A 22,030-nucleotide genomic window follows, 5' to 3' on the forward strand; every position below is an offset into this window, starting at 1 on the left:
TTATGCTAAAATTTTTTAGGAAAATCCGACAATCCCTACTAGGGAAAGCAAGTATCAGAAAATATCTGATTTACGCGATAGGGGAAATCCTGCTGGTGGTGATCGGGATTCTTATTGCCCTTCAGGTGAATACCTGGAATGAAGAAAGAAAGCGCGAAAAAGAAGAGAATCAATATTTGAATTCTTTGCTAAACGATTTTGAAACAGCCGAGTCGTCATTTCAACTAATTCTTGGAGCTGTACAGGAACAACTTAACCACAATGAGCAATTGCTTGTGCTTCTAGCAGAACCAGAGGGAAGTACCCCGACTGATAGCTTGGTTGGAATGCTCCGGAAATCATTTATAGATGTTCCTTTTGGTATTCAGGTAACTGCTTACAACGACCTTGTCAATTCTGGCAAGCTCTCCATTCTTCAAAGCGAAGAACTACGAAGAGCACTTTCCAATTTTGAAATAGTAAATGCTTTAGCAAATAGCTACTCAGAAAAGGCAGCCGATCAATGGGCAGGACAGGTGACAGAATTTTTCGTAAATCGATTTAATGTAAGTACTATTTATGGGGAAGATTCAGATGTGATTTGGGAGTATCCTGGGATACCCCATTCGTCGGGTTATGAAAAGACTCCTATTAACAAACGTTTCTCCTCAGATAAAGAAGCCGTATGGAGCCGTGAACTTGCAAATAGAATTGCGATCAAGAATGTATTGCTTGAAGATGCAGCCCGTTCAGCAAAAGATGTTCTTATTTTAATAGATGAAATCAAACTACTCATTAGTTCTTCTCTCAGGAATAATAAATAATTGGACAATCTAAAAAGATTAGTAGTAGTACCCTTTTTGCCATCAGTTCATTCGGTTCAATAATATTCCTTTCTGATAGAATATATACCTCAACTGTACTGTTTCCTTAAATTATCTTCAAATGACATAAAGATAATTTGTTGGTATAGCTTCGTACACTGCGTATATTAAGCCTAAAAAACAATGGGACTATTCTGGAACCTCATCCAACAAAGTCAAATCTCTGAGCACAATTCTCGAGCAGCTTCTTTGGAAGCGCGAGTAGCTCAATTAGAACATGAATTGCGGAAGACTCAGGAATTACTGATCAAAACCCTTCAAATACTGGAGGAACATAGCGGAAAGGATCTCGATGGAGATGGGAAAATTGGAGGAATCAACTAAGTATGAAATTTCTCAATAAAACCTTTTTGGTAACAGGCGCCACAAGCGGAATGGGAAAAGCCATTGCTCAGGCCTTCGCTAGAGAAGGGGCTAATCTGATTTTGAGCGGAAGAAATGAAAAAGCCGGTGCCGATTTAGTAAATGAAATCGGCTCCAATGCTTTCTTCTTGAAAGGAGATGTAAGCAATCAAAGCTACAATCAGGAATTGGTGGATCTAACTATCAAAAAATTCGGGCAATTAGATGGAATCTCCGCAAATGCCGGAATATTAGGGCTCGGTTCTATTACTTCCCTCAAAACTGAAGACTGGCTTCAAACCATTGATGTGAACTTGAACTCCGTTTTCTATTTGCTAAAAGCAGCTCTTCCTGAACTAGAAAAGCGACCAAGCGCATCAGTTACCATCAATTCTTCAATTGCAGCTTTCAAAACTTTTCCCAATCATCCTGCCTACTGCGCATCCAAAGCGGGTTTGGTTGCTCTTTCCAAACAAGCAGCCGTAGATTATGGACCAAGCGTGCGGATCAATTGTATTTGTCCTGGCCCTGTGGATACTCCGCTGATTCATGATTCAGCTGCTGCCTTTCCTAATCCCGAAAAAGCCGTAGAAGAAGCAGGAAAAAACACCCTGATTCAACGTTTAGGAACTCCTCAGGATATCGCCAATCTTGTACTTTTTCTTGCTTCCGATGAAGCTTCCTGGATCACCGGAAGTGTATATACCATTGACGGAGGCGTAATGGCAAAGCGATAAATACATGTAGTTTCTCTTGTAAAACCCAATTCTATTAAACTTTTCAGCATTTGCACATCCCAAATGCATAGACTCATAATCAATTGATTATTAATACATTTCATAAGTTTTTCTTTGGATTTACCCATTGAAAGTGATAAATTGATTTACTGTTTTGAATCCATTCATTACACAAATGGATTGAATTAGAGTCTAATTTCTTGGGATACTTTTTACTAGATTTTACAAAATGCCAATGGATGATTCAGACAGTAGATTTAATTCTTAGTCTAAATTTTAACCAAAACTTTTAAGATCATGAGAAAATTAACAGCATTCCTAGCTTTAGGAGCAATTTTGTACTCTTGTACTGAGACTGAAAAACCGGACCAGTTAAATCTGGAAACTCAAAAAACAATTTTGAATCAAACCCAAAGTGAAAGCATAGATATCATACAGATTCCGTCTGAATCACCCAAAGGAAGTCGAGAAAATGCCATGATTATGGCCTCATTTACGCCTATTGATGATGTTTCCGGTGATTATACTACTGAAACGATGAGGATCGATATTTCTTCACTTCCGTGCCTTTCAGATGTAAATGATGCATCTGACGGAAACTTAACTTTGAACTTTGATAAGACTTTAAATAAAAGACAAGTTTCTTCTTGCTTTTGGTTGAGTTGGGGAGTATTTCCTGACATTGAAGATTCAAATCCCCATGTCTTGTTTTCAAATGGTCAAAACTCTCTGGGAATTTCTCTATCTACTCCAGTATCAACATTTGGATTTGAATTATTAAACAACGAGTTTGGCACATTCAGTGTCCAAGTTGACTTCTTTTTTCAAGGAGAATTAATAGGGTCTATTGCAAAAAATGTAGAAAGTTTTTCTGGCGGTCAAGCAAAACTCTTTGCTGCAGAAACTGATGCTAGATTTGACTATGTCCTGATACAATCAGAGCCCTCCTCAGGTTTTGCAATTGCTCAACTTCGGTATACAGAGAAAAATCCATTCACGGTTGATGTCAGACCGGATAGCTGCGAGAATCCTGTAAATGTCAACTCCAAAGGGGTAATTCCAGTGGGCATTTTAGCCTCTATGGATTTAGATGTAAATGATATCGATCTTTCTACTGTCCGACTGAACGGAATCGCTCCAAAAAATTCATCTTTCGCTGATCTTGGAGGATTCTATGAAAAAGAAGAAGCTTGCGATTGTTACCCTGCTGATTACGATGGGGTAATGGACTTGGATTTGAAATTTGATACTCAAGAAGTTGTGGCCACTTTAGGCGATGTGTCAGATGGAGATCAAGTTACTGTATCCCTTTCCTTTGATACAATGGACGGAAAGTCCTGGACAGGCGAGGATTGCATCTGGATTATCAAGAAGAAAAAAGAAAGATAATTTTCAGGTCAAAAATCTAAAGAAAAGTATCCCTCAATTACCATAATGCCAGCCAGATTTAATAAAATCTGGCTGGCATTTTTCATATAGAAATTGCTTCTGTCGAATAATTTCAATCCTTCCCATTCTTAAAACTCAAATCCGGATAAGGTGGCGGACTTGGAACTGTTCTAGGATCTTTTTGGATCAACTCCTTCAAGTGCTCAATCGCCGCATCTAGCTGAGCATCTTTCCCTTCGAAAGTCGCCTTCGGCAAATTGATCACCTCGATATCCGGGATGAATCCCACCCCTTCAATCAGCCATTCCACATCTTCGCCGTCATTGGTGTCTCCATCAACAACTCCATAAACCCCATTCATCGGCGCTCGAGCAATGCCATTATCCGAAAGTGTATTCACACCCGAAAGCCAAACTTCACCTCCCCAAGTTCTCGCTCCAATCGCTTTGCCAAGCCCCAACCTTCTGAAGCCTTCGGCAAAAGCCTCTCCATCGGAAGCGGTAAACTCATCCACCAACAAAACCAAATGCCCTCGGAATGCATAATTCATATTCCAATACGGTTCACCCGTTCTGCTCTTCCAGTAGAAAAAGGCTTCCCGCATCAGCTTTTCCAGTATGAATGAATCAATGTTTCCTCCCCGATTGTGGCGCACATCGATGACCAAGCCTTTCTTCTTAAACTGCGGATAAAAATCCCGATACCATTGTCCGATATCCCCTGAGGTCATGGCTCTCAAGTGGACATAGCCGATTTCTCCATTGGATTTTGCTTCGGTTTCTAGTCTTCGGGTGTACTCCCAATCGTTGTATCGGAGATTGCTTTCCTGGCCTGAGCTCATGGGTTTCAGAATGAAGTCCCCTTTTCCGGCTACTGCCAGGCGAACTTGCTTTCCAGCCTTATCCCGAAGCAATACCTGCATATCATCCACTTCCAAAACAGATGTCCCGTCGATATGCGTAATCACATCGCCTTCCTTGATTCCAAAAGCTGGATGAGATAATGGTGATTTCTCATCTGGATAGTCCGGATCGCTTTGGAAAATGTAGTCGATTTGATAGCCATTTTGGGTCCTGGAAAAAAGACCCCCAAGCATTCCAAACTGAATATTATCCTCTCCATCTCGGGTATCCCCTCCTCGAACGGAAGTGTGTAGTACAGAAAGTTCACCAATCAACTCCCCGATCACATCCGAAAGCTCATTTCGAGTCGTCACCCGATCCACAAGCGAAAGATATTTCTCGTACATTTTATCCCAATCCACACCATGCATGCCTGCGTCATAGAAATAATCTCGCTCCATTCGCCAAGCATCAGTATAGATCTGCTTCCAGTCTTCCCGAGGATCAATGCTGAATTTCCAGCCGCTCAAGTCCAATCTGTTTTTGGATAAATCCGAAACCGGAGAAGTCCCCAATTCCACCAAAAAATGGTTAGCCCCTTGACGCAACAAAACATACTTGTTGTTTGCTGAAACCGCATAGCTGTTGATTTTATCAGCAAATACTTTCTGCTCCGCCTTTTCGGAAATCGGAGTCATCATCAAAGCTGGTTCATCATCATTGGATGCCCCTCCTCCGTAATAAACTCCCGGACCGGGTCCCACCCGATGGTAGTACAAGGCCTTTTCGGTTACAATCAGATTTTTGTAATTGCCTGCTGGCACGGGCACTTCCTGCACTCGCTCCATCAAGCCTTCCTCATCGATCTTCACGGCAACAGGGCCTTCTGAATTTTTCTCCTCTACTTTCAGCTCATTTTTTGGAGTGAAAGGAGAGATCAAACCCTTTTGGAGAGGAATGTGATAGATTTTCATCTGCTTTTCCCAGAAAGGTTCCGGCTGACGCTGTCCCCAAGGGCTTCCTACTCGGGTTTCGAAATTTCGGTCCGAAAGGAAATAAATCCACTTCCCGTCGGCACTCCATTGGGGATTGAGACTGTTGGTCCGGTCAGAAGTCAGGGTGATTCGCTTTTCTGTACTCGGATTGAAGACAAAGAGCTGAGTAAAGATATTCGAAGCTGCCTGTCCGTAGGCCAGCCACTGACTATCGGGTGACCAAGACATGCTGCCATGTAGGTCCTCGTCGGTCAGATTGGCCTTGACCGCTTTTCCGGTGGAAAGATTTCGGATCCACAAGTCATTATTTAAATCAGTCCAAGCTAGCCACTTCCCATCCGGTGAAGGGCTCAAATTGAAGCGAAGCGTGGTCCCATTATCCGTCAATTGCTTTCCCTGATCCAAACCCAAACCAGAATACTGATGGATTTCAAATTCACCACTTTCGTCAGAGAAAGTCAAAATATCCTTGGAATCGGTGGTAAAAACCGCATCTCGATAACGTACCCCATCTTTTCTACTCAAGCGAACCATTCTCCCTTCTTTAGCCGGAAAGACAAAAACCCGACCCCGGGCAGTCAAAGCCACTTTTTCTCCGTCATTGGAAACAGAAATATTGGTTATGTAAGAAGCCGGATTATCCACCCATTTTTCCCTTAACTGATCAAAATCAGAAACCAAACGAATGGCAATTCGATTTGGATTTCCTCCAATCAAATCCATTTGATATATGTCAGCTCCTGATCGATATACTAGTGTATTTCCAGAAAGGGAAAATTCACGAACATCAAAGGAGCCTTCCTTGCTGTGTTGCTGAATATCCGAACCATCAGGGTTCATAGACCAAACATTTTGGATACCATCTCTTGATGAAAGGAAATAAACCCGTCCTTGATGGAAAGTAGGATGATGGTCCTCACCCTCATAGTTTTGGGTCAGTTTGACAGCTTCCGTCTCCCCTTCCCCATATTTCCAAACTTTTCTTGCAGTTCCTCCCTTATAGCGTTTGGTGACATTGTTGTGATAGGTAGGCCGGACGAAATAATAAGTCTCCCCTGCCTCATCAAAACTTCCCTCAGCTGCCATTTCCAAAGGCAAAATCTCTTTTTCTCCAGTGTTCAAATCCAGGACAACCGTTCGAAGCCGAGGTAAGGTTGAATATTGATTGGTAACATAGGCTAATTCACTTGATGACCGCCAATCCGTTGGAATTGAACTTGCAGGCTCGTAGGTTAATCTTCGAGGTAAACCACCCGTAATTGGCATCACATAGACTTCAGTAGGCCCTTCATAGCTGGCAGCATAGGCCACCCATTTCCCATCAGGTGAAATTTTTGGATTGGATTCATCACCAGGATGGGTGGTAAGCCGAGTAGCCATTCCTCCTTGAAGGGAGGTCATCCAAACATCTCCTTCAGCCACAAAAACAAGTGTGTTTTCGTGAACATCCGGATGCATAAAATAACCAGGCCCTTCTTGAGAAAAGGACAGACCAGTTACTCCCAAGCCGATAATTAGCGAGCAAAGTAGTTTCTTATTCATGATCAAAGGATTTTCGATAAAGAGATAAAATCTACGCACTTCTTGAGGTAGAAAAAAATGCAATTTGATTATTGGTTGGTTTCGGATTTTTTTCTCCAAAAGGAAGCTAGAAGCGAACCGGTAAAATTCATCAATGGTCCAAAAACGGCTGGAGCCAGTCCAACTGTTGCTATTTTCCCCATTTGCACCGCAATCCCAGAAGCGAGCCCTGAATTTTGCATCCCAACTTCAAAAGCCACTGTTCGGGAAGATTTTTCATCTAATCCTAAAACCCTTGCGCTCGCATAGCCGAGTACATATCCCAAGATATTATGAAGGAGACATGCCAAAACAAGCAGTATTCCGATCTGCAATAGGCTATCCCTTCCATTTGCTGTAATTACTCCGATGATCAAAATAATCCCTCCCATAGAAAGGACTGGTAGTATTCTGTCCAACCAGGCTGCTTTCCCTTTCATAAAATGATTAAAAACCAATCCCAAAACCACCGGAATAATAACAATCTGAATAATGCTCCAGATCATGGAGAAAAAGTCAACCGGAACATAAGCTCCTCCCAACCAACTCATCAAAAAAGGAGTCAAAACCGGAGCAAGGGCTGTTGCCACAGCAGTCATAGTGACCGATAAGGCCAAATTTGCTTTAGATAGGTAGGACATGACATTGGAAGCCAATCCTGAGGGAGAGGAACCTACCAAAATTAATCCTGCTGCTATTTCTGGGGGAAATGAAAAAACGTTGGCTAATAAAAAACCAAGAAATGGCATAATGGTAAACTGACAGGCCATTCCGATTAGCACTCCTTTGGGCATTTTGATTACTCCCAAAAAATCACCCAAACTCATTTCTGTCCCCACTCCAAACATGATGATCTGAAGCAAAGGAACAATCAAAAGGGAGGTTTCAAATCCTCCCCAATTAACTAAAATACCAGGAAATAGTAAGGCTAAACAGACTATTAGGACTACCAGCGTAGGAAATAAATAGCTCTTCATATTCTAAGAATTCCTTGAAAAACGCTCAAAACCACCAACTGTTCAAAAAGTAACAATTTTTCATTTTTTTGACCTGAATATTTCACCTATTGAATCAATTGCAAAATAAAATATTACATTTCTTTGAATTATTGAATTTTTTTGATAGTTTCAATAGCCAACATTATTTTTCTACCTGTCTTCATTTAAATTTTTAAGCCCATGAAAACGAATCCGAATTCCCGAAAAGCAGAATTGAACCTTTGCAAGGGCATTATTGAAATCAGCATGATCAGCTTGATTGGTCTTTGTCTTCTTACCCTGACTCATGCAATAAGTCAGATAATGAATCCCCAAATTTGGGAATTCACCATCCGAAATTTTTGATTTTTTAAGGAACAACCAAAGTCATGTACACTCCATAAAGGTTGGAGTTAACGCTTGTATTATAATTACTATTGCCCCACATAGGATTTTGAACAGGAGAATCGATGCCCCCATACATATATCCAACCAGTACGGGTCCTGAGGGATCTCCTTCGAAAACTTTGTTGAGGTCAATAATGGAAGCCGCTTCTCCATAAAGTAAACTAGGGAGCGGAAAAAAGACCGCATTTGCTCCCAAATATCCCGGCATCTGAGCCTGAGGTGGAGTTTGAACCAGCTCTATGGTTTCGTCCTCGCCATTTGTATAGTAAGTAGAAATCAAATTGGAAAATGGTAGGGGTATACTATCGGGTGCTGCCAATTGCCCGGAATTCGGATCATAAACCATATAGGTAATTCCTCCCAAAATGCTTATCCGACTAACACGAAATTCGCCAAATGCCATGACCGCATCTACTTGAGCTGCTGAATAAAAATTCGCTTTTTGCAAAGTTTGCTCATCCAAAGTCACATTGGGGTTTCCCGAACCAAGGTCATTGAGATAGACTGGGGATCGATATCCCAAACCTTGTCTAGTGAAGACCCCTCCATATATCACTGCACCCAAGGAATCAGGACCCGATGTAATGACTTCCGCCAAGGTGTAATCCCTACGATGGAGTTTTGCCGAATCGATAACCGATAAAGTATCTGAAATAGCCCAACCATTTCCTTCCTGAGCAAGTCTAAACTTTCGCACAGCTGAGGTATAATCTCCGGTATTCCCAGGAAGATATGAGCCCTTATAATTCTGCCCTCCAATGAGGTAGAAATTCCCATTTGCTACCATCATTTCTCCTCCTGTTACTTGTAGAAATGGATCTCGTATCACCTTAGTGAAGATTTGATCCAAGGTTGGATTTGCTCCTTCGGAAAGGACATATTGAATAAGTTTAGGGACATTAATCTCGAAAAAGTAATCTGAAGTCCAGTTGCTTACTGAATCTGTTCCATCACTCGTATATCCTCCAGACGCATAGAGTGTTTCACCTTCCTGATAATGAAGCATACTACTACCTGAAAGTTGGTGAAAATAAGGCATTGGAATAGGTACCCCTGTGGATTTTTTATTTGCAAAATCCACCACCCAAATGGAATCATTTGCCATTAAGTTGGGGAAAGCAGGAGGATCTTTAGCCATATTATGTAATCCGGATTTTCTCCCACCAAACAATACCCATTGCTCACCAATAGTAGCATAGACCGGACTCTGTAATTCCGGCATCCAAAACCCAGGATCAACCTCCTCCAGACTCACTTGGATAAAATCTGAAACCGTACTATCTGATTCGAATAGCTGTTGAATTCTATCATATAATGGAGAATCAGCCATTTCCATTGTCTCATCCGCAGTTTCGTTATCCGTAGGACTGGAACAATATTGATTAAGAAGAAGTAGCAGGAATAATCCTGATACTCTAAAGATTAAATTTTTCATATCACAAAAATTTGAGACTAGGAATTGATTTTAAGTTTCGCCCACATCTGCAGTAAGGCTTGCTGATTCTTGGAAAGCTCCCGGGTAACAGGCATATACATATAGCCTCCCCAGTTTTTCTCGTCGGTAAGCATCAGCATTCTACGCATGGTGTAGGGCTCACTCCAAACCTCCTCCTTAAATGGAAGTATAGCATTCATTATAGGCAGGACATTGTTGTAATTCGAAAGAATATTGTCATACAGCACCTGGAAGGTCAAAGGTTTTTCCCCATTGAGATAGACTTCCAAATCCTTATCAGCAGAAAGCACCCGAGTAGCTATAAAATAGCCATTGGCAGCAAAATAAAGTCCCTCCGCCTGAGATGCGGGTGCATTGTATTGCTCAGGAGTAATCCCCAAGATATACTGAACACATCCTGCTTCATTGGTGCAGTACTCGAAAGGCACACCATCTGAGAAATAAAAGTCCTGGAATTTATTTGTGTTGCCATTTCGGATTTTCCCCAATACCGGAGTCGTAACCGGAGCCCCTCTATAAAAGCATCTTAAAATAACGGGGCCACGCCCTGCACCATCAGACTTATATCCCTCAGAAGGCAGCTGTCCCTGTTCTGCATAGGAACCTTGTTGATCTGACATAATTAGATAGTCATCCTCCATCAATAATTCCTGGTCCGAACTGGTATAGATAGCAAACTTTCCTGCTGAAAAGTCAGAAATTTCACTTGGAAGCGGAAAATCCATCACTCCTCCCCGTGCAAGGAAGGTATTCATGTTATAATCCAGTTTATGATTAAAACTCCCTATGGTAGTAGGGGCTGTCTTATCATCAGGGACAAATTTGAGAGTCAACTCACCGAAGTCATAATTTTCCCAACCAAGAAATTTCTTAATCGAGGTATCTCCTCCATACTTGCTATACTCCTCTTCAAAGCCGACACCATATTCACAGATTGTGTTAATTACATCTAAGCTGATCAGATTTTCTTTTGGATTAACCCTCACAAAAGCAGGAGGCAGCTGAACCGTATCTGGAAGATCAAGAGGCTTTTGATTCTCTCCCTTTGGAGTAGGAGCAACTACGGGAGGATTAGCCTCAGTGTATTTTATAGTCGGGTTATTGACTATTTCATTCTTCAAAATTCTACCCACATTGTGGGTTTTCATATCCACGCTTTCCACAAAGGGACAAAGCGAACCCGAAAATGCCACCCTTGCCGGGTTCTTATGAACCGAAGTTTGGTTGTTTCCTAGTGGAGCCGTTGGCATTTCAGAATAAATAGGATTTCTTACCTCATACACCTGATGAAGGAGGATTTTCATAGAGAGCGCATCTACCTGAAAACCTGCATATTGGTTCAAATCCTGTTGAACGGAAGCATCTGTTTGATTAGCATTCAAATTAATAGTGGATTCAAAATAAGTGCCTCCACTCATAGGCATAAGCAGGCCATTATTGTAGTTTAAGACCTTGCAAAGTGACAACCAAGTAAAGGTAGATTTACAGGGAACTCCCGATAAAAAAGTCTTTTCTTCTCCGTTCGGCTCGCCATAGATCCCAGCCAGAGAAATGAAAAGCTGTGTACAGGTATCGTTAATACTATCTACATCGCAAAACATGGCTGTTGTCTTGCTTTTTTTATCAAAAAACTGCTGGTGAAATGAAAATGACTGACCCAAAAGCTGGGCTAAACCTGCCGGACATCCATCGCTATTATCCGGAGTATAAGTAATCACTTTTCCCTGCCCATCCGGTATTTGTACCCCGGTAATTCGGATTTCCTCCGCATAGACGCTAAGGTCTCCATAGTAATTCCAATATCCCGGCTGAACCAATCCTTCATAAAGAGAAGGCTGATCTCCAGGTCCATCTAAAGGAACATTTTTATAAAGGTCAACAAATTTATCATCATGCCCGGATGTCCCGAGCAAATACGTAGCCCAATCATCATAAACCTCATCTGTAACGGAATCGATCACAACATAGCTCTGACCTGAAGCATCAGTCTTGACATCATAATTTAAACCCTGAATTTTCGAGACTAAATCCGGAGAGATATTTACTCTTGGAGGCCGATAGGGAAGGGCAGCATCCTGATTGTAAATTTTTAAAGGTGAAAACTTCCCGTTATTACCTGTCGGGACATCGAGGAGCACAGATCCATGAAAATTGATCCTCGGAAAATCAAATTGACTCATACGTTAGGTTTTATGAATTATAAAAAAAGACTATTTCCCGAATCGAATCCGGGAAAAAATTGGGTTAATTATGATAAAAGGAAACAATCAACTATTTGGAAGTGGCAGGCTTTTTCTTCCTTTCCACATAGTACATGTCAATGACCCCTTTGTTTTTTGCTTCTATTTTTCCTCGGTAGTCAAAATCGTATTCATCTTTGACTAGCTCGTAGGTAACGTTACTGATGTTTACTTTCCCAGCTTCACTACAAGACTCCATTCTGGAAGCAACATTGACCGTATCTCCCCAGATGTCATAGGCGAATTTTTTGATTCCAACAATTCCTGCAATCACAGGCCCACTGTGCAACCCAATCCTGATTTCAAAAAAGGGTCGCCCCATGGCAATTCGTTCTTCCTTGACTTGATTGACAAAATCCCGAATTTCCAGGGCGGCATCGATCGCATCCTGGGCATGTCGCTCTTTGACCACTGGTAATCCCGAGGCGCACATATAGCTATCACCGATTGTTTTGATCTTTTCAATACCATGTTTGGCCGTGATTTGATCAAAGGCTCGGTAATAAAAATCAATTTCAGCTACTAGCTCATGAGAGGGCATCCCGGCACTGAACTGGGTAAAGTTTTTGAAATCTGTAAATAAAACAGTGACCACATTGTAATCCTTAGCCTTGGCATAGCCAGTAGCCTTGAGTTCCTGAGTCGTTTCATAGGGAAGGATATTCAACAAAAGTTCTTCTGTCAATTCCTTCTCTTTCTTCAATTCTTTCGTTCTTTCCTCTACACACTCCTCTAGAATCACATTCCTGTCAATTTGATTTTGAACAGCTGAAACTACCCCTCCCATCGCATCTAAAATGTTTTGATGATAAGGCAAAATCCCAGTACCAGATTGTAAGAGTTGTGATCTTCTTCCGACAAAAAAATATCCAAAAACCTGTTGATTGTGAATGATAGGCGAAAGAAGAAACTGACTCATATCAAAATCTTTTAGAAGACTTGAAGCAAAGTCATCCTCATCTGCTCCTTGATTGAAAATAATATACCTCCTGGATTCGAAGAAATCAGGAGGTATAGCTATGGAAAGAGATTTGACTTTTTCTATTGGGTACCCTGCATAAGCCTTAATGAATTTCGGGCTATGAATAAAAGACCCCTTTTCATCAGGAATTAAAACCAGGGTTACATCCATTTTTAGTCGGATGTTGATTTGTTCTGATAGGCTTTCGAGCAATTCTTCCATTTTGCTTTCAGCCTTTTGATTTTGAAGTTCGGCGATAACCTTGAGCCCCTCGCTCATCTGAAGCACATCCTTTGAGAGATCGGCATTACGATATTCCAGACTCATGTAGGAGCTGGTGAGCTTCTTGAGTCTTTCCTTGTAGTAATTTATTTCCCGCTGTGCGCTGTCGCTGTTTTCGTTGGAGCTCATTAATTATCAGTCTTCTGAAATCAGGCATAAAACCCCAGTCCAATCCAGTGGCTGAATATTCGCCCCCACTCGAGCCGCTTCCACTCCTGAATAAAACCCGGATAATGGAATCCCTTTGAGGGCTTTTTGGACTTCTTCGGCATCTTCAAAATTCACACCCGAAAAAGGTTTTGCTCTGCCTCCGCAATTAATGTAAAAAGAAAATACTGGTTTGGAATCTCCTGCTTGTTCTTTCAACTCATTGATAACTTCCTCCACATAATCTGGTTCAAGATTTCTTCGCATTAATTGCACCTCAGCTCCATCCTTCAAATCAGGTTCAAACATGACCAAGGCCTTATTTGGCTCATCTACAGCCAAAGTCAATCGATTGGCATAATCCTTCTCCTGAAAATCTCCGAATTTATCACCTCGGTTGACTCCAAGGGTCACATTCATGGCAAAATCCTTAACATTAATACCATGGTCTGGACCAAGCAATTCATCGATAACTTCCAAGGCTGGCTTATTCTCTATCTCAAAAACAACCGGTCCCTGAACTTTTGTGATGGTGATGTAATCACTACATGGTTGGCATCCGTGAAGAATGACGGTATCCATTTTGCAAGCTCCAGAAATCAAAATTCCTACGACATGCTGGGAATAAATCTCATTGTTGACAAATTGATAGCAAGTACTTAGCATCATATCAGTCAAAAATCCTCCTCCTGCTACCGAAAGCTCTTCAGGAATGAATTGCTCAATCGCAGCGAATAATGGAGTCGCGAAATTGAGCATGGGAGGGTTTTGCTGCTTGGAAGAATCATAAAACACCCACAACCCGCATGCATCATCCTTGATGGCAGACTGGATTTTTTGACCAAGCTTCATTCCTGCTTGATATTCATCTTTGTTCAAATCTCCCTCTGCAAAAACTTCAAATCGAATCTTATCGGAACTGAAGATGGTCACTCCAACTTCAAATCCATCATATCCGATAAATTCATCAGTGATGATTCCAAAAGAGGATCCTCCTGTCTTCGGGGTATCTGGAATAATTTCATTGACTCCATTCAAAAACTCTCTGGGGTCATGTTTTCCGCCACAAAAAATTAAGGCAAAATCGGGACGTTCGATTTTTCCGTTTTTCATAGCTTGAGATGCAGCCTCTTTTCCGGCTGCAAAGGAATTGGTTTGATTGCTGGCTCCTACGCCAATTTTTGTTTCCATGGGTTAAAAATTGATGATAAACAATAATTGAAAATATGATTTTGCCTAGAAAGGTCTGTGTCAATATAAGAATAAGACCTGAAAAATTGACCAAATCTTATTTAATTAAATTAAATAGTTAGCTCCTGTCGGAAATATCCGAAACCACTAAAAACTAGAAAGTTCCGTTTGATCTTTGGTAAGTTAAGTTATTTCTGAGATTTTCACAGAATTGAAATACTTTTTGTATTTTCCCAATACAAATTGGAGGAAATCGGTTTTCACTCTAATTTAAATTTTTACGCAATCCCAGGACTGATGTACCATTTTAAAGTTTTTTTCGCCTCAATTTCATCTATAGAGTATTCCTCAATTCCTTTCTTTTTTGATTCTATATGAAGTATTTTTTATCATACATTCTGTTATTAAGCACAATCCTTTTTTCCTGTAGCACACAGGAGGAGAATTTTTCGGAAGTGGATTTTCAAAAAACCGAGCCTCCAATCAGAATTTCTATTAGGGAATTAGCCAAAGAATATCAACCTGAAAAAATCCCTATTGCTGAGCTTGTCGCTCCGGAGCAGGTTTTCTTAACCAATTACTCCAGAGGGGGAATTGAACCTCCCCAGCGCAATGATTTTAAAGCTTTAAGAAATGAAGATGGTTCTGTACTTCTGGATTCTACTGGGAAAGCTTTCATTTTAGGAGAAGGGGGAATCGCCCAATTCAAAAAATACACTTCCGATGAAGGACTCCCAATTGATGGGGTCAACTGTGCCCTAGTTGATAGTCGAGGACATATTTGGTTCGGTACTGCCGGTGGCGGTGTGAGTAGATTTGATGGTTTGGAGTTCTTCACATACACAGAAAGTCAAGGACTTGGCGGCAATGCCGTACGTGATATTCTGGAAGATTCACAAGGGAATCTTTGGTTTGGAACCGTAGAGGGCGGAGTAAGTAAGTTTGATGGAGTAGTCTTCCAAAATTTCGGCTACAATGAATTGGGAGATGACATCGTCTATACCTTGTCAGAAGACAAAGAAGGAAATATTTGGATGGGAACAGATGGTGCCGGACTAATCCAATATGATGGAAATGACTTTTCTCCGGCTCCTTTTAATGAAGAATTGGGTGAAGAGGCCATTATTAGCTTGGCAACTGATGCAGATGGAATTCTTTGGATAGGCACCAATGGGTCTGGTTTTTTTTCCTATGATGGTGAAAATTTAACCTCCTTCGGGCAAGAAAGCGGTCTCCCCTCCAATCGAATACGAGCAATTTTTGCAGAATCTCCCGAAAAGATTTGGGTAGGCACTTTAGGAGGCGGTGTTTGCAGATTAGAAGGAGGTAAATTCACCTGCTTCACGCAAAAAGACGGATTGGCAGGAAATGTAGTCAGAGCCATTAATCAGGATTCAGAAGGATGGATTTGGATAGCTACCGAGACAGGTGTCAGTCGATTTGAAGGAGATCAAATCATCAGTTATACTACTGAACAGGGGCTTGCAGGAAACAGCGTCCTGGACATTGTCAAAGATCAGCGAGGAAAGCTATGGTTCTGTACTGACGGAGGTGGAGTAAGTCGCTTGGATGGTTTGGGTTTTACAAGCTATACCAATCAGCAGGGTTTGGCTGGAAATATTGTCTTGACTAGTACGGAGGATCACGAAGGCAACTTGTGGTTTGGAACCAATGGCTGGGGTGTCAGTAAATACGACGGAAGATCATTTACCACCTATTCCTCTTCTCAGGGTCTATCTGGGGATATTGTTTACAGCTTACTTGAAGACCAACAAAACCGAATCTGGTTTGGTACATCAGGTGATGGCCTCAGTATTTTGGATGGAAATCAGATTTCAAAACTCGGTATTGAACAAGGACCCCTTTCCAATGAGATTTATTCTCTTTTTGAAAGTCAGTCAGGGGATATTTGGATAGGTACAGATTATGGAGTCAGCCGTTTTGATGGGGAAAGCTTTCAGCACTTTACCAAAGACCAAGGTTTAATTGGAGAGATTATTACGAGCATTGAAGAAGATAGTGAAGGAATAATCTGGTTTGGAGTTTTGGACGGGGGGATCAGCCGATATGATGGAGAAAGTTTTGTCAATTTCGGAATAGATCAAGGCCTGATTGATCCAACTGTGGTGAGGCTGGAAATGGATGAATCCAAAAACCTCTGGATAGGAACGACGCATGGATTGAGCATTTTACCAAGAGAGATTCAAAACAAAATCACTTCCGGAGAAGAAATTCAAGCCAATCCTTTTGAAAGCTTTAATACCGAAGATGGCCTTCCAGACAATTTTATTTTACAGATAGTAGACTTGCCAGGAAAAGCAATTTCCCTAGGAACAAATCAAGGGATCACAAGACTGGAATACCACCCCGAACAAGAACCAAAACTCAGAAATTTTGAGATTTTCAATTCCGATACTGGCTTCCCGGTAAAAGACCTTACCGATGGTCAAAACGGGATGCTATTAGATTCCAAAGGATTGGTTTGGGCAGGAACGGGCAGTGTTAAGACAGGGCTAGTCCGAATGGACCCGAGTCGAATTCAGACCGATTCTACTCCTCCAATCGTGGAAATCAAACAGGTCCGACTCAATGAGGAGGTGGTCCCATGGCATTTATTGGCAGAAAGCTCGGGCTCTGAATCCTTCTCAAGCATTACTGACCAGTTGATTACTTTGGGCAGAAGGCTTCCTGCTGCTGAAAAACAAGAGTTGAAGGAAAAATTTGAGGGGGTAAAAATGGATGGAATTACCCCATTTATCCCAATTCCTGAAAATTTGGAGCTGCCCTACAGACATAATCAGATCAATATTGAATTTAGCACAAATGAATTGGCAAAACCCTACCTGATCGAATATCAGCATATTCTAGAAGGTTATGAGTCTGATTGGAGCCCGATCTTACGTAGGACATCCGCTACCTTTGGCAATATTCAAGAAGGTGATTACACGTTTCGGGTTCGAGCCCGCTATGCGGGAAACAGTATAGATCAGCCATCAGAGTGGAGTGATGTTGTTACTTTTTCTTTCACCATCCTTCCTCCTTGGTATAGAAGCTGGTGGGCTTATGCGTTCTATTTGGTGCTGTTTCTTTCCCTGATTTATCCCATGCACCTTTTCCAGAAAAACCGACTGCTGAAAGCAGAAAGGGAAAGAGCAAAAGAACGAGAACTGGCACATGCCAAAGAAATCGAGAAAGCATATCAGGAGCTCAACCAAACCCATGAAAACCTAAAAGCCACTCAATCTCAATTGATACAGGCTGAAAAAATGGCATCCTTGGGAGAGCTAACCGCTGGAATTGCTCATGAAATTCAAAATCCACTCAATTTTGTCAAAAACTTTTCCGAAGTCAGCCATGAACTGATGGATGAAATGAATGAAGAAATTCAAAGCGGGGATTATGATGAAGCTAAATCTTTAGCACAAGAAATCAAGGAAAACCTAGATCGGATTTCACTACATAGCATGCGAGCTGATGCCATTGTAAAGGCCATGCTGCAACACTCAAAAGCCAGTGTAGGAAACAAAGAGCCAACCGATATCAATGCCCTGGCTGATGAATGTCTCCGATTGAGTTACCATGGTGTTCGGGCAAAAGAACCCGATTTTAAAGCTGATTACAGTACGGAATTAGAACCAAATCTTCCGGAAGTAGAGGTCATTCGAAAAGAAATCGGACGGATTCTGATCAATATTTGTAACAATGCCTTCTATGCGGTTCATGAAAAATCAAAGGAAACCGAGGATCCTAATTACATTCCACGGGTAAAAATCAGTACCCATCGAACAAAGAAAGGAATCGAAATTAAGATCACAGATAATGGAACAGGAATCCCTCAAGACATTATTGGGAAGATATTCCAGCCCTTCTTTACAACCAAACCAACTGGTTTTGGAACAGGTCTAGGACTCTCTTTAAGCTACGATACGGTCAAGTCCTATCAGGGTGAATTAACAGCAGAAAGCAAAACGGGGTCGGATTCTTATACCACTTTCACTATATTCCTACCTTTAAACTCAACCCAAAAACCAGAAGTGCTATGAATCTAGGAGTCATCCTGTTGATTTTATTGTTCTACCTCAGGCGTCCAATGGGGCCTATTGAGGTTTCTGCTGAGTGGAAGCGGATTATCAACGGGGGGATGATAGCGGCTTTCGTCCTATGGGCATTTTCTAATTCAGGAATTCCGATCATTTCCCAGGTTGCTCTATTCTTGAATTTTGGATTGGGAGCATTGATTGTCTATTTGACGCTTCGCAATCCAGAACTTCAGCATAGAAAAGGGATGATCTATGCTTGGTTACCTTTGATGGGACTGATCGTTATACAGGAGTTTCTAGAACTTATCAGTCCTTCATTTTTCAATTCTATAGAGGTTTATCACAGCACAGCCACCTTCTTTGCGATTGTTTGGGCCGTTGTGATGTGGATCAACAACACTAAACAGCGAAAAGCGCTTGAGCAAGAGCGCTTGAAAACCCTCCAAAAAGAACGGGAATACAAGGTCACCGAAGCCCTCAAGGCCCAATTGGAAAAGCAAGTACAGGAACGAACCAAAGAAATTACCCAGAAAAAGAATGAATTGGAAAAAGCTCTTCAGGAACTTAAATCCGCTCAGGATCAGCTGATTCATTCAGAAAAAATGGCATCCTTGGGAGAGCTAACCGCTGGAATAGCCCATGAAATTCAAAACCCACTCAACTTCGTGAACAATTTTTCAGAGGTGAGTGCAGAGTTGATAGACGAAGCTAAGGAAGAACTGGATTCTGGAAATCAGGAAGATGCTAAGGAAATTCTAGAGGATTTGAAGGCAAACCTTCAAAAAATCCTCCACCATGGAAAGCGGGCAGATTCCATTGTTAAAGGAATGTTACTCCATAGTAGAAGCAACTCGGGTCAAAAGGAAAAATCAGACATCAATGCTCTGACGGACGAGTACCTTCGGCTATCCTACCACGGGTTGAGAGCAAAAGACAAGAGTTTTACGGCGGACTTTAAAATTGAACTTGATGAAAATGTCGAGCCAGTTGAAATAGTCCCTGGTGATATCGGTAGAGTCTTATTGAACTTGATCAATAATGGCTTTTATGCAGCAGACGAGAAGAAAAAAGAACTGGAAAAGGCAGGCCAAACGGACTTTATGCCGACGGTCTGGGTCAAAACCCAGAAAATCCAAAACGGGGTGAAAATTACAGTTCGGGACAACGGTAACGGCATACCTGATGAGATCAAGTCCAAAATCTTCCAACCCTTTTTTACAACCAAACCGACTGGTAAAGGAACAGGGTTAGGATTGTCCATGAGTTATGATATCATAACAAACGGGCATGGAGGCGATCTAAAAGTAAAGAGTAAACCGGGAGAATTCACCGAATTTGAAATTATCATCCCCCAAACGACAAAATCATGAAAATTTTAATTGTAGACGACGAAAAAGATGTAGAACTTCTTTTTCGACAGAAATTCCGAAAAGAAGTAAAAAGCGGTGTATTGGAATTGGCTTTTGCCTTTTCAGGAGAAGAAGCTTTGAAAGTTTTAGATTCGGAACATCCGCCCAAGGTGGTCTATGTGTTTTCGGACATTAATATGCCCGGGATGAGTGGTCTTGAATTGCTGAACCAAGTTAAATCCCATTTCCCAGAAATTCAGGTCAGCATGATTTCGGCCTATGGGGATTCACAGAATTATGAAAAGGCCATGCAATCCGGAGCTAAAGAATTTTTTACCAAACCTATTGATTTTGAATCCTTAAAAGTGGAAGTCAATAAGCTGATCGAAAGTCAAAAATAAACGTGCTATGGTTAAAATCCTGGTAGTCGATGATGAGGCGGATTTAGAAATCCTGATCAAACAAAAGTTCCGAAAGCGGATTAAAGGCGGGGAGCTGGAATTTCTTTTTGCCCTCAATGGAAGAATAGCCCTGGAAGTAATCGAGGAGAATCCGGATGTTGATTTGATCCTGAGTGACATCAACATGCCCGAGATGGACGGATTGACTCTGCTTTCCAAGGTGAAAGAGAAAAATTCCCTGTTGAAAACCGTCATCATCTCTGCCTATGGAGATATGGAAAATATTCGAACAGCCATGAACCTTGGTGCCTTTGACTTTATCACCAAACCGGTAGACTTTAGAGACCTGGAAATCACTCTAGACAAAACCATTCAGTATAGAAATCAAATTAAATCCACACTCAAAGCCCTACGTGAAAACAATATTCTAAAAATGTATGTGGATGAGACGGTTCTAAATTTCATGGGAAATAAGGAACTGGAATCCAGCCTCATGGAAAATGAAATCATTGAAGCCACCGTTGTTTTCATTGATTTAGTAGCCTTCACCAAAATCTCCGAAAATGAAGAACCCAACGTAGTTGTCAACCTCTTGAACGATTACTTTGATTTGATGGTCAAGGAAATCATCAATGAGCAGGGAAGCGTGGACAAATTCATTGGAGATGCGGTAATGGCAGTTTTTCAGGGTGAAAACCACTTTGCTCGGGCCATTCGAACCTCCTTGGCAATTCGAGAAAAAATGGAAGAAATGCCGGCATTTTCGAAGGAAAACAAATTCAAACCGGAAGTTTCCATAGGGATCAACACCGGCGAAATGGTTTCTGGAAACATCGGATCCAAATCCTTGAAACGTTTGGATTATACAGTAATTGGAGATGCCGTCAATGTCGCTGCCCGACTTCAATCTGCCGCAAACCCAGGACAGATTTTACTTTTAGAAAAATACGCCAATTCAGTAATGACCGAATTCTCTTTCCAAGAAATCGGTGAACTTAAGCTCAAGAACAAAGCCCAACCGGTAAAAGTACTAGAGGTACTTTCTGAAATTAAATAGTCTGGATGGTTTCCTTCTTTCGAAAATTCCGAATGTCTCTGGTCCAAAAAAATCAGATTACCAAGTACCTCGCCTATGCAGTAGGTGAAATTTTCTTGGTTGTGGTTGGAATCTTAATCGCTTTACAGATCAACACTTGGAATGAGGAGCGGAAACTCAAGAATTATGAATTGAAAATGCTCCATGAGCTAAGAAATACTCTGGAAAAAGATAAGCGATACTTTTCTAATCAAATCCCAAGATTAAACAATAAACAAAACGCAGCAAACCGACTTTTGGAGTTTCGCCAAACCAAGGAAGAAAACTTGGATACCCTAAACCAGTATTTTTCAGCACTTCGTTATGAGGTTCTTTTTCAATATAACTCAGGAACCTACGGCTCTATAAAATCGGGTGGCATCGATAAAATATCCAATGACTCCATCCGCTCTCAGATGGCAGATTTGTATGAATTTATTATCCCCAGAACGGAAAAAATTTTCGAAAGAATTAACTCAGATGAATCTGTGGAAAATGATTTGGTGGAACAAATCACTTCCAGAATGATCGTTACGCTTAGCAACAATGAGCAATCGATACAGAATAAAATTTCTGATCCCAAGGTGATCTACAAAGATGAGTTTTTGCATCTGATCCAAATTCAAAAAAACAGCACATTTATATTTAAAAGCAGGATTGAAAATTTAATTCCTGCTTTAGATAACCTTATCGGATTAATTGAAAGAGAATTAATAAGACAGGGAGATGAAGAAATCCTAGATTCACAAACTGATGGATAAATTGAATGAATCTT

Annotated in this window: 15 protein-coding genes; 9 read left to right on the plus strand and 6 right to left on the minus strand. The window is 41.3% G+C overall.

Going from position 1 to position 22,030, the window contains the following annotated elements; all coding sequences use genetic code 11:
- The first annotated feature begins 2 nt into the window (after positions 1-2).
- The 4 genes from E4S40_RS15495 to E4S40_RS15510 all read left to right on the plus strand — a co-directional run bounded on the left by E4S40_RS15495 (position 3) and on the right by E4S40_RS15510 (position 3,331).
- The gene (locus E4S40_RS15495; RefSeq protein ID WP_135076206.1) at positions 3-803 is read left to right on the plus strand and encodes a DUF6090 family protein; all 801 of its coding nucleotides are present in this window, start codon (positions 3-5) and stop codon (positions 801-803) included.
- Positions 804-986: 183 nt separating this feature from the next.
- Positions 987-1,187: a hypothetical protein gene (locus tag E4S40_RS15500; protein WP_135076209.1), complete on the plus strand. Its 201-nt coding sequence runs from the start codon at positions 987-989 to the stop codon at positions 1,185-1,187.
- A gap of 2 nt (positions 1,188-1,189) precedes the next feature.
- Entirely contained in the window at positions 1,190-1,942 is a 753-nt protein-coding gene (locus tag E4S40_RS15505) for an SDR family NAD(P)-dependent oxidoreductase (RefSeq protein ID WP_135076212.1), read from the plus strand.
- A 297-nt stretch (positions 1,943-2,239) separates the two neighbouring features.
- Positions 2,240-3,331 carry a hypothetical protein gene (locus E4S40_RS15510; protein WP_135076215.1) on the plus strand — a complete coding sequence of 364 codons (1,092 nt, stop codon included), beginning with the start codon at positions 2,240-2,242 and terminating at the stop codon, positions 3,329-3,331.
- Between the two features lie 112 nt (positions 3,332-3,443).
- Here the strand turns inward: E4S40_RS15510 and E4S40_RS15515 are convergent, their stop codons facing one another.
- The 6 genes from E4S40_RS15515 to E4S40_RS15540 form a co-directional block, all read right to left on the minus strand.
- Complete coding sequence (locus E4S40_RS15515) at positions 3,444-6,710, minus strand: S41 family peptidase (RefSeq protein ID WP_135076218.1); 3,267 nt, start codon at positions 6,708-6,710, stop codon at positions 3,444-3,446.
- Between the two features lie 68 nt (positions 6,711-6,778).
- Positions 6,779-7,705 carry a bile acid:sodium symporter family protein gene (locus E4S40_RS15520; protein ID WP_135076221.1) on the minus strand — a complete coding sequence of 309 codons (927 nt, stop codon included), beginning with the start codon at positions 7,703-7,705 and terminating at the stop codon, positions 6,779-6,781.
- Between the two features lie 370 nt (positions 7,706-8,075).
- Positions 8,076-9,548 carry a hypothetical protein gene (locus E4S40_RS15525; protein WP_135076224.1) on the minus strand — a complete coding sequence of 491 codons (1,473 nt, stop codon included), beginning with the start codon at positions 9,546-9,548 and terminating at the stop codon, positions 8,076-8,078.
- Positions 9,549-9,565: 17 nt separating this feature from the next.
- Positions 9,566-11,749: a hypothetical protein gene (locus E4S40_RS15530; RefSeq protein ID WP_135076227.1), complete on the minus strand. Its 2,184-nt coding sequence runs from the start codon at positions 11,747-11,749 to the stop codon at positions 9,566-9,568.
- Between the two features lie 91 nt (positions 11,750-11,840).
- Positions 11,841-13,181, minus strand: coding sequence for an adenylate/guanylate cyclase domain-containing protein (locus E4S40_RS15535; protein ID WP_135076230.1), 1,341 nt, complete (start codon positions 13,179-13,181; stop codon positions 11,841-11,843).
- Between the two features lie 6 nt (positions 13,182-13,187).
- Entirely contained in the window at positions 13,188-14,390 is a 1,203-nt protein-coding gene (locus tag E4S40_RS15540; RefSeq protein WP_135076233.1) for an FIST signal transduction protein, read from the minus strand.
- Positions 14,391-14,845: 455 nt separating this feature from the next.
- Here E4S40_RS15540 and E4S40_RS15545 point away from each other — a divergent pair, with 455 nt between their 5' ends.
- Genes E4S40_RS15545 through E4S40_RS15565 form a run of 5 tightly spaced genes read left to right on the plus strand, consistent with a single transcriptional unit; the run spans position 14,846 to position 22,016 of the window.
- Positions 14,846-18,433, plus strand: a complete 3,588-nt coding sequence (locus tag E4S40_RS15545; protein ID WP_161971818.1) for a two-component regulator propeller domain-containing protein — start codon at positions 14,846-14,848, stop codon at positions 18,431-18,433.
- Positions 18,430-19,800: an ATP-binding protein gene (locus E4S40_RS15550; protein ID WP_135076240.1), complete on the plus strand. Its 1,371-nt coding sequence runs from the start codon at positions 18,430-18,432 to the stop codon at positions 19,798-19,800. Before E4S40_RS15545 ends, E4S40_RS15550 begins: the two co-directional genes overlap by 4 nt.
- On the plus strand, positions 19,797-20,180 hold the full coding sequence (locus E4S40_RS15555; RefSeq protein WP_135076243.1) for a response regulator: 384 nt from the start codon (positions 19,797-19,799) through the stop codon (positions 20,178-20,180). Before E4S40_RS15550 ends, E4S40_RS15555 begins: the two co-directional genes overlap by 4 nt.
- 7 nt (positions 20,181-20,187) lie before the next feature.
- Positions 20,188-21,237 carry an adenylate/guanylate cyclase domain-containing protein gene (locus E4S40_RS15560; RefSeq protein ID WP_135076246.1) on the plus strand — a complete coding sequence of 350 codons (1,050 nt, stop codon included), beginning with the start codon at positions 20,188-20,190 and terminating at the stop codon, positions 21,235-21,237.
- A gap of 32 nt (positions 21,238-21,269) precedes the next feature.
- Entirely contained in the window at positions 21,270-22,016 is a 747-nt protein-coding gene (locus E4S40_RS15565; protein ID WP_135076249.1) for a DUF6090 family protein, read from the plus strand.
- The last annotated feature ends 14 nt before the right edge of the window (positions 22,017-22,030 follow it).

The organism is Algoriphagus kandeliae, from assembly GCF_004571135.1.
GTDB lineage: Bacteria > Bacteroidota > Bacteroidia > Cytophagales > Cyclobacteriaceae > Algoriphagus > Algoriphagus kandeliae.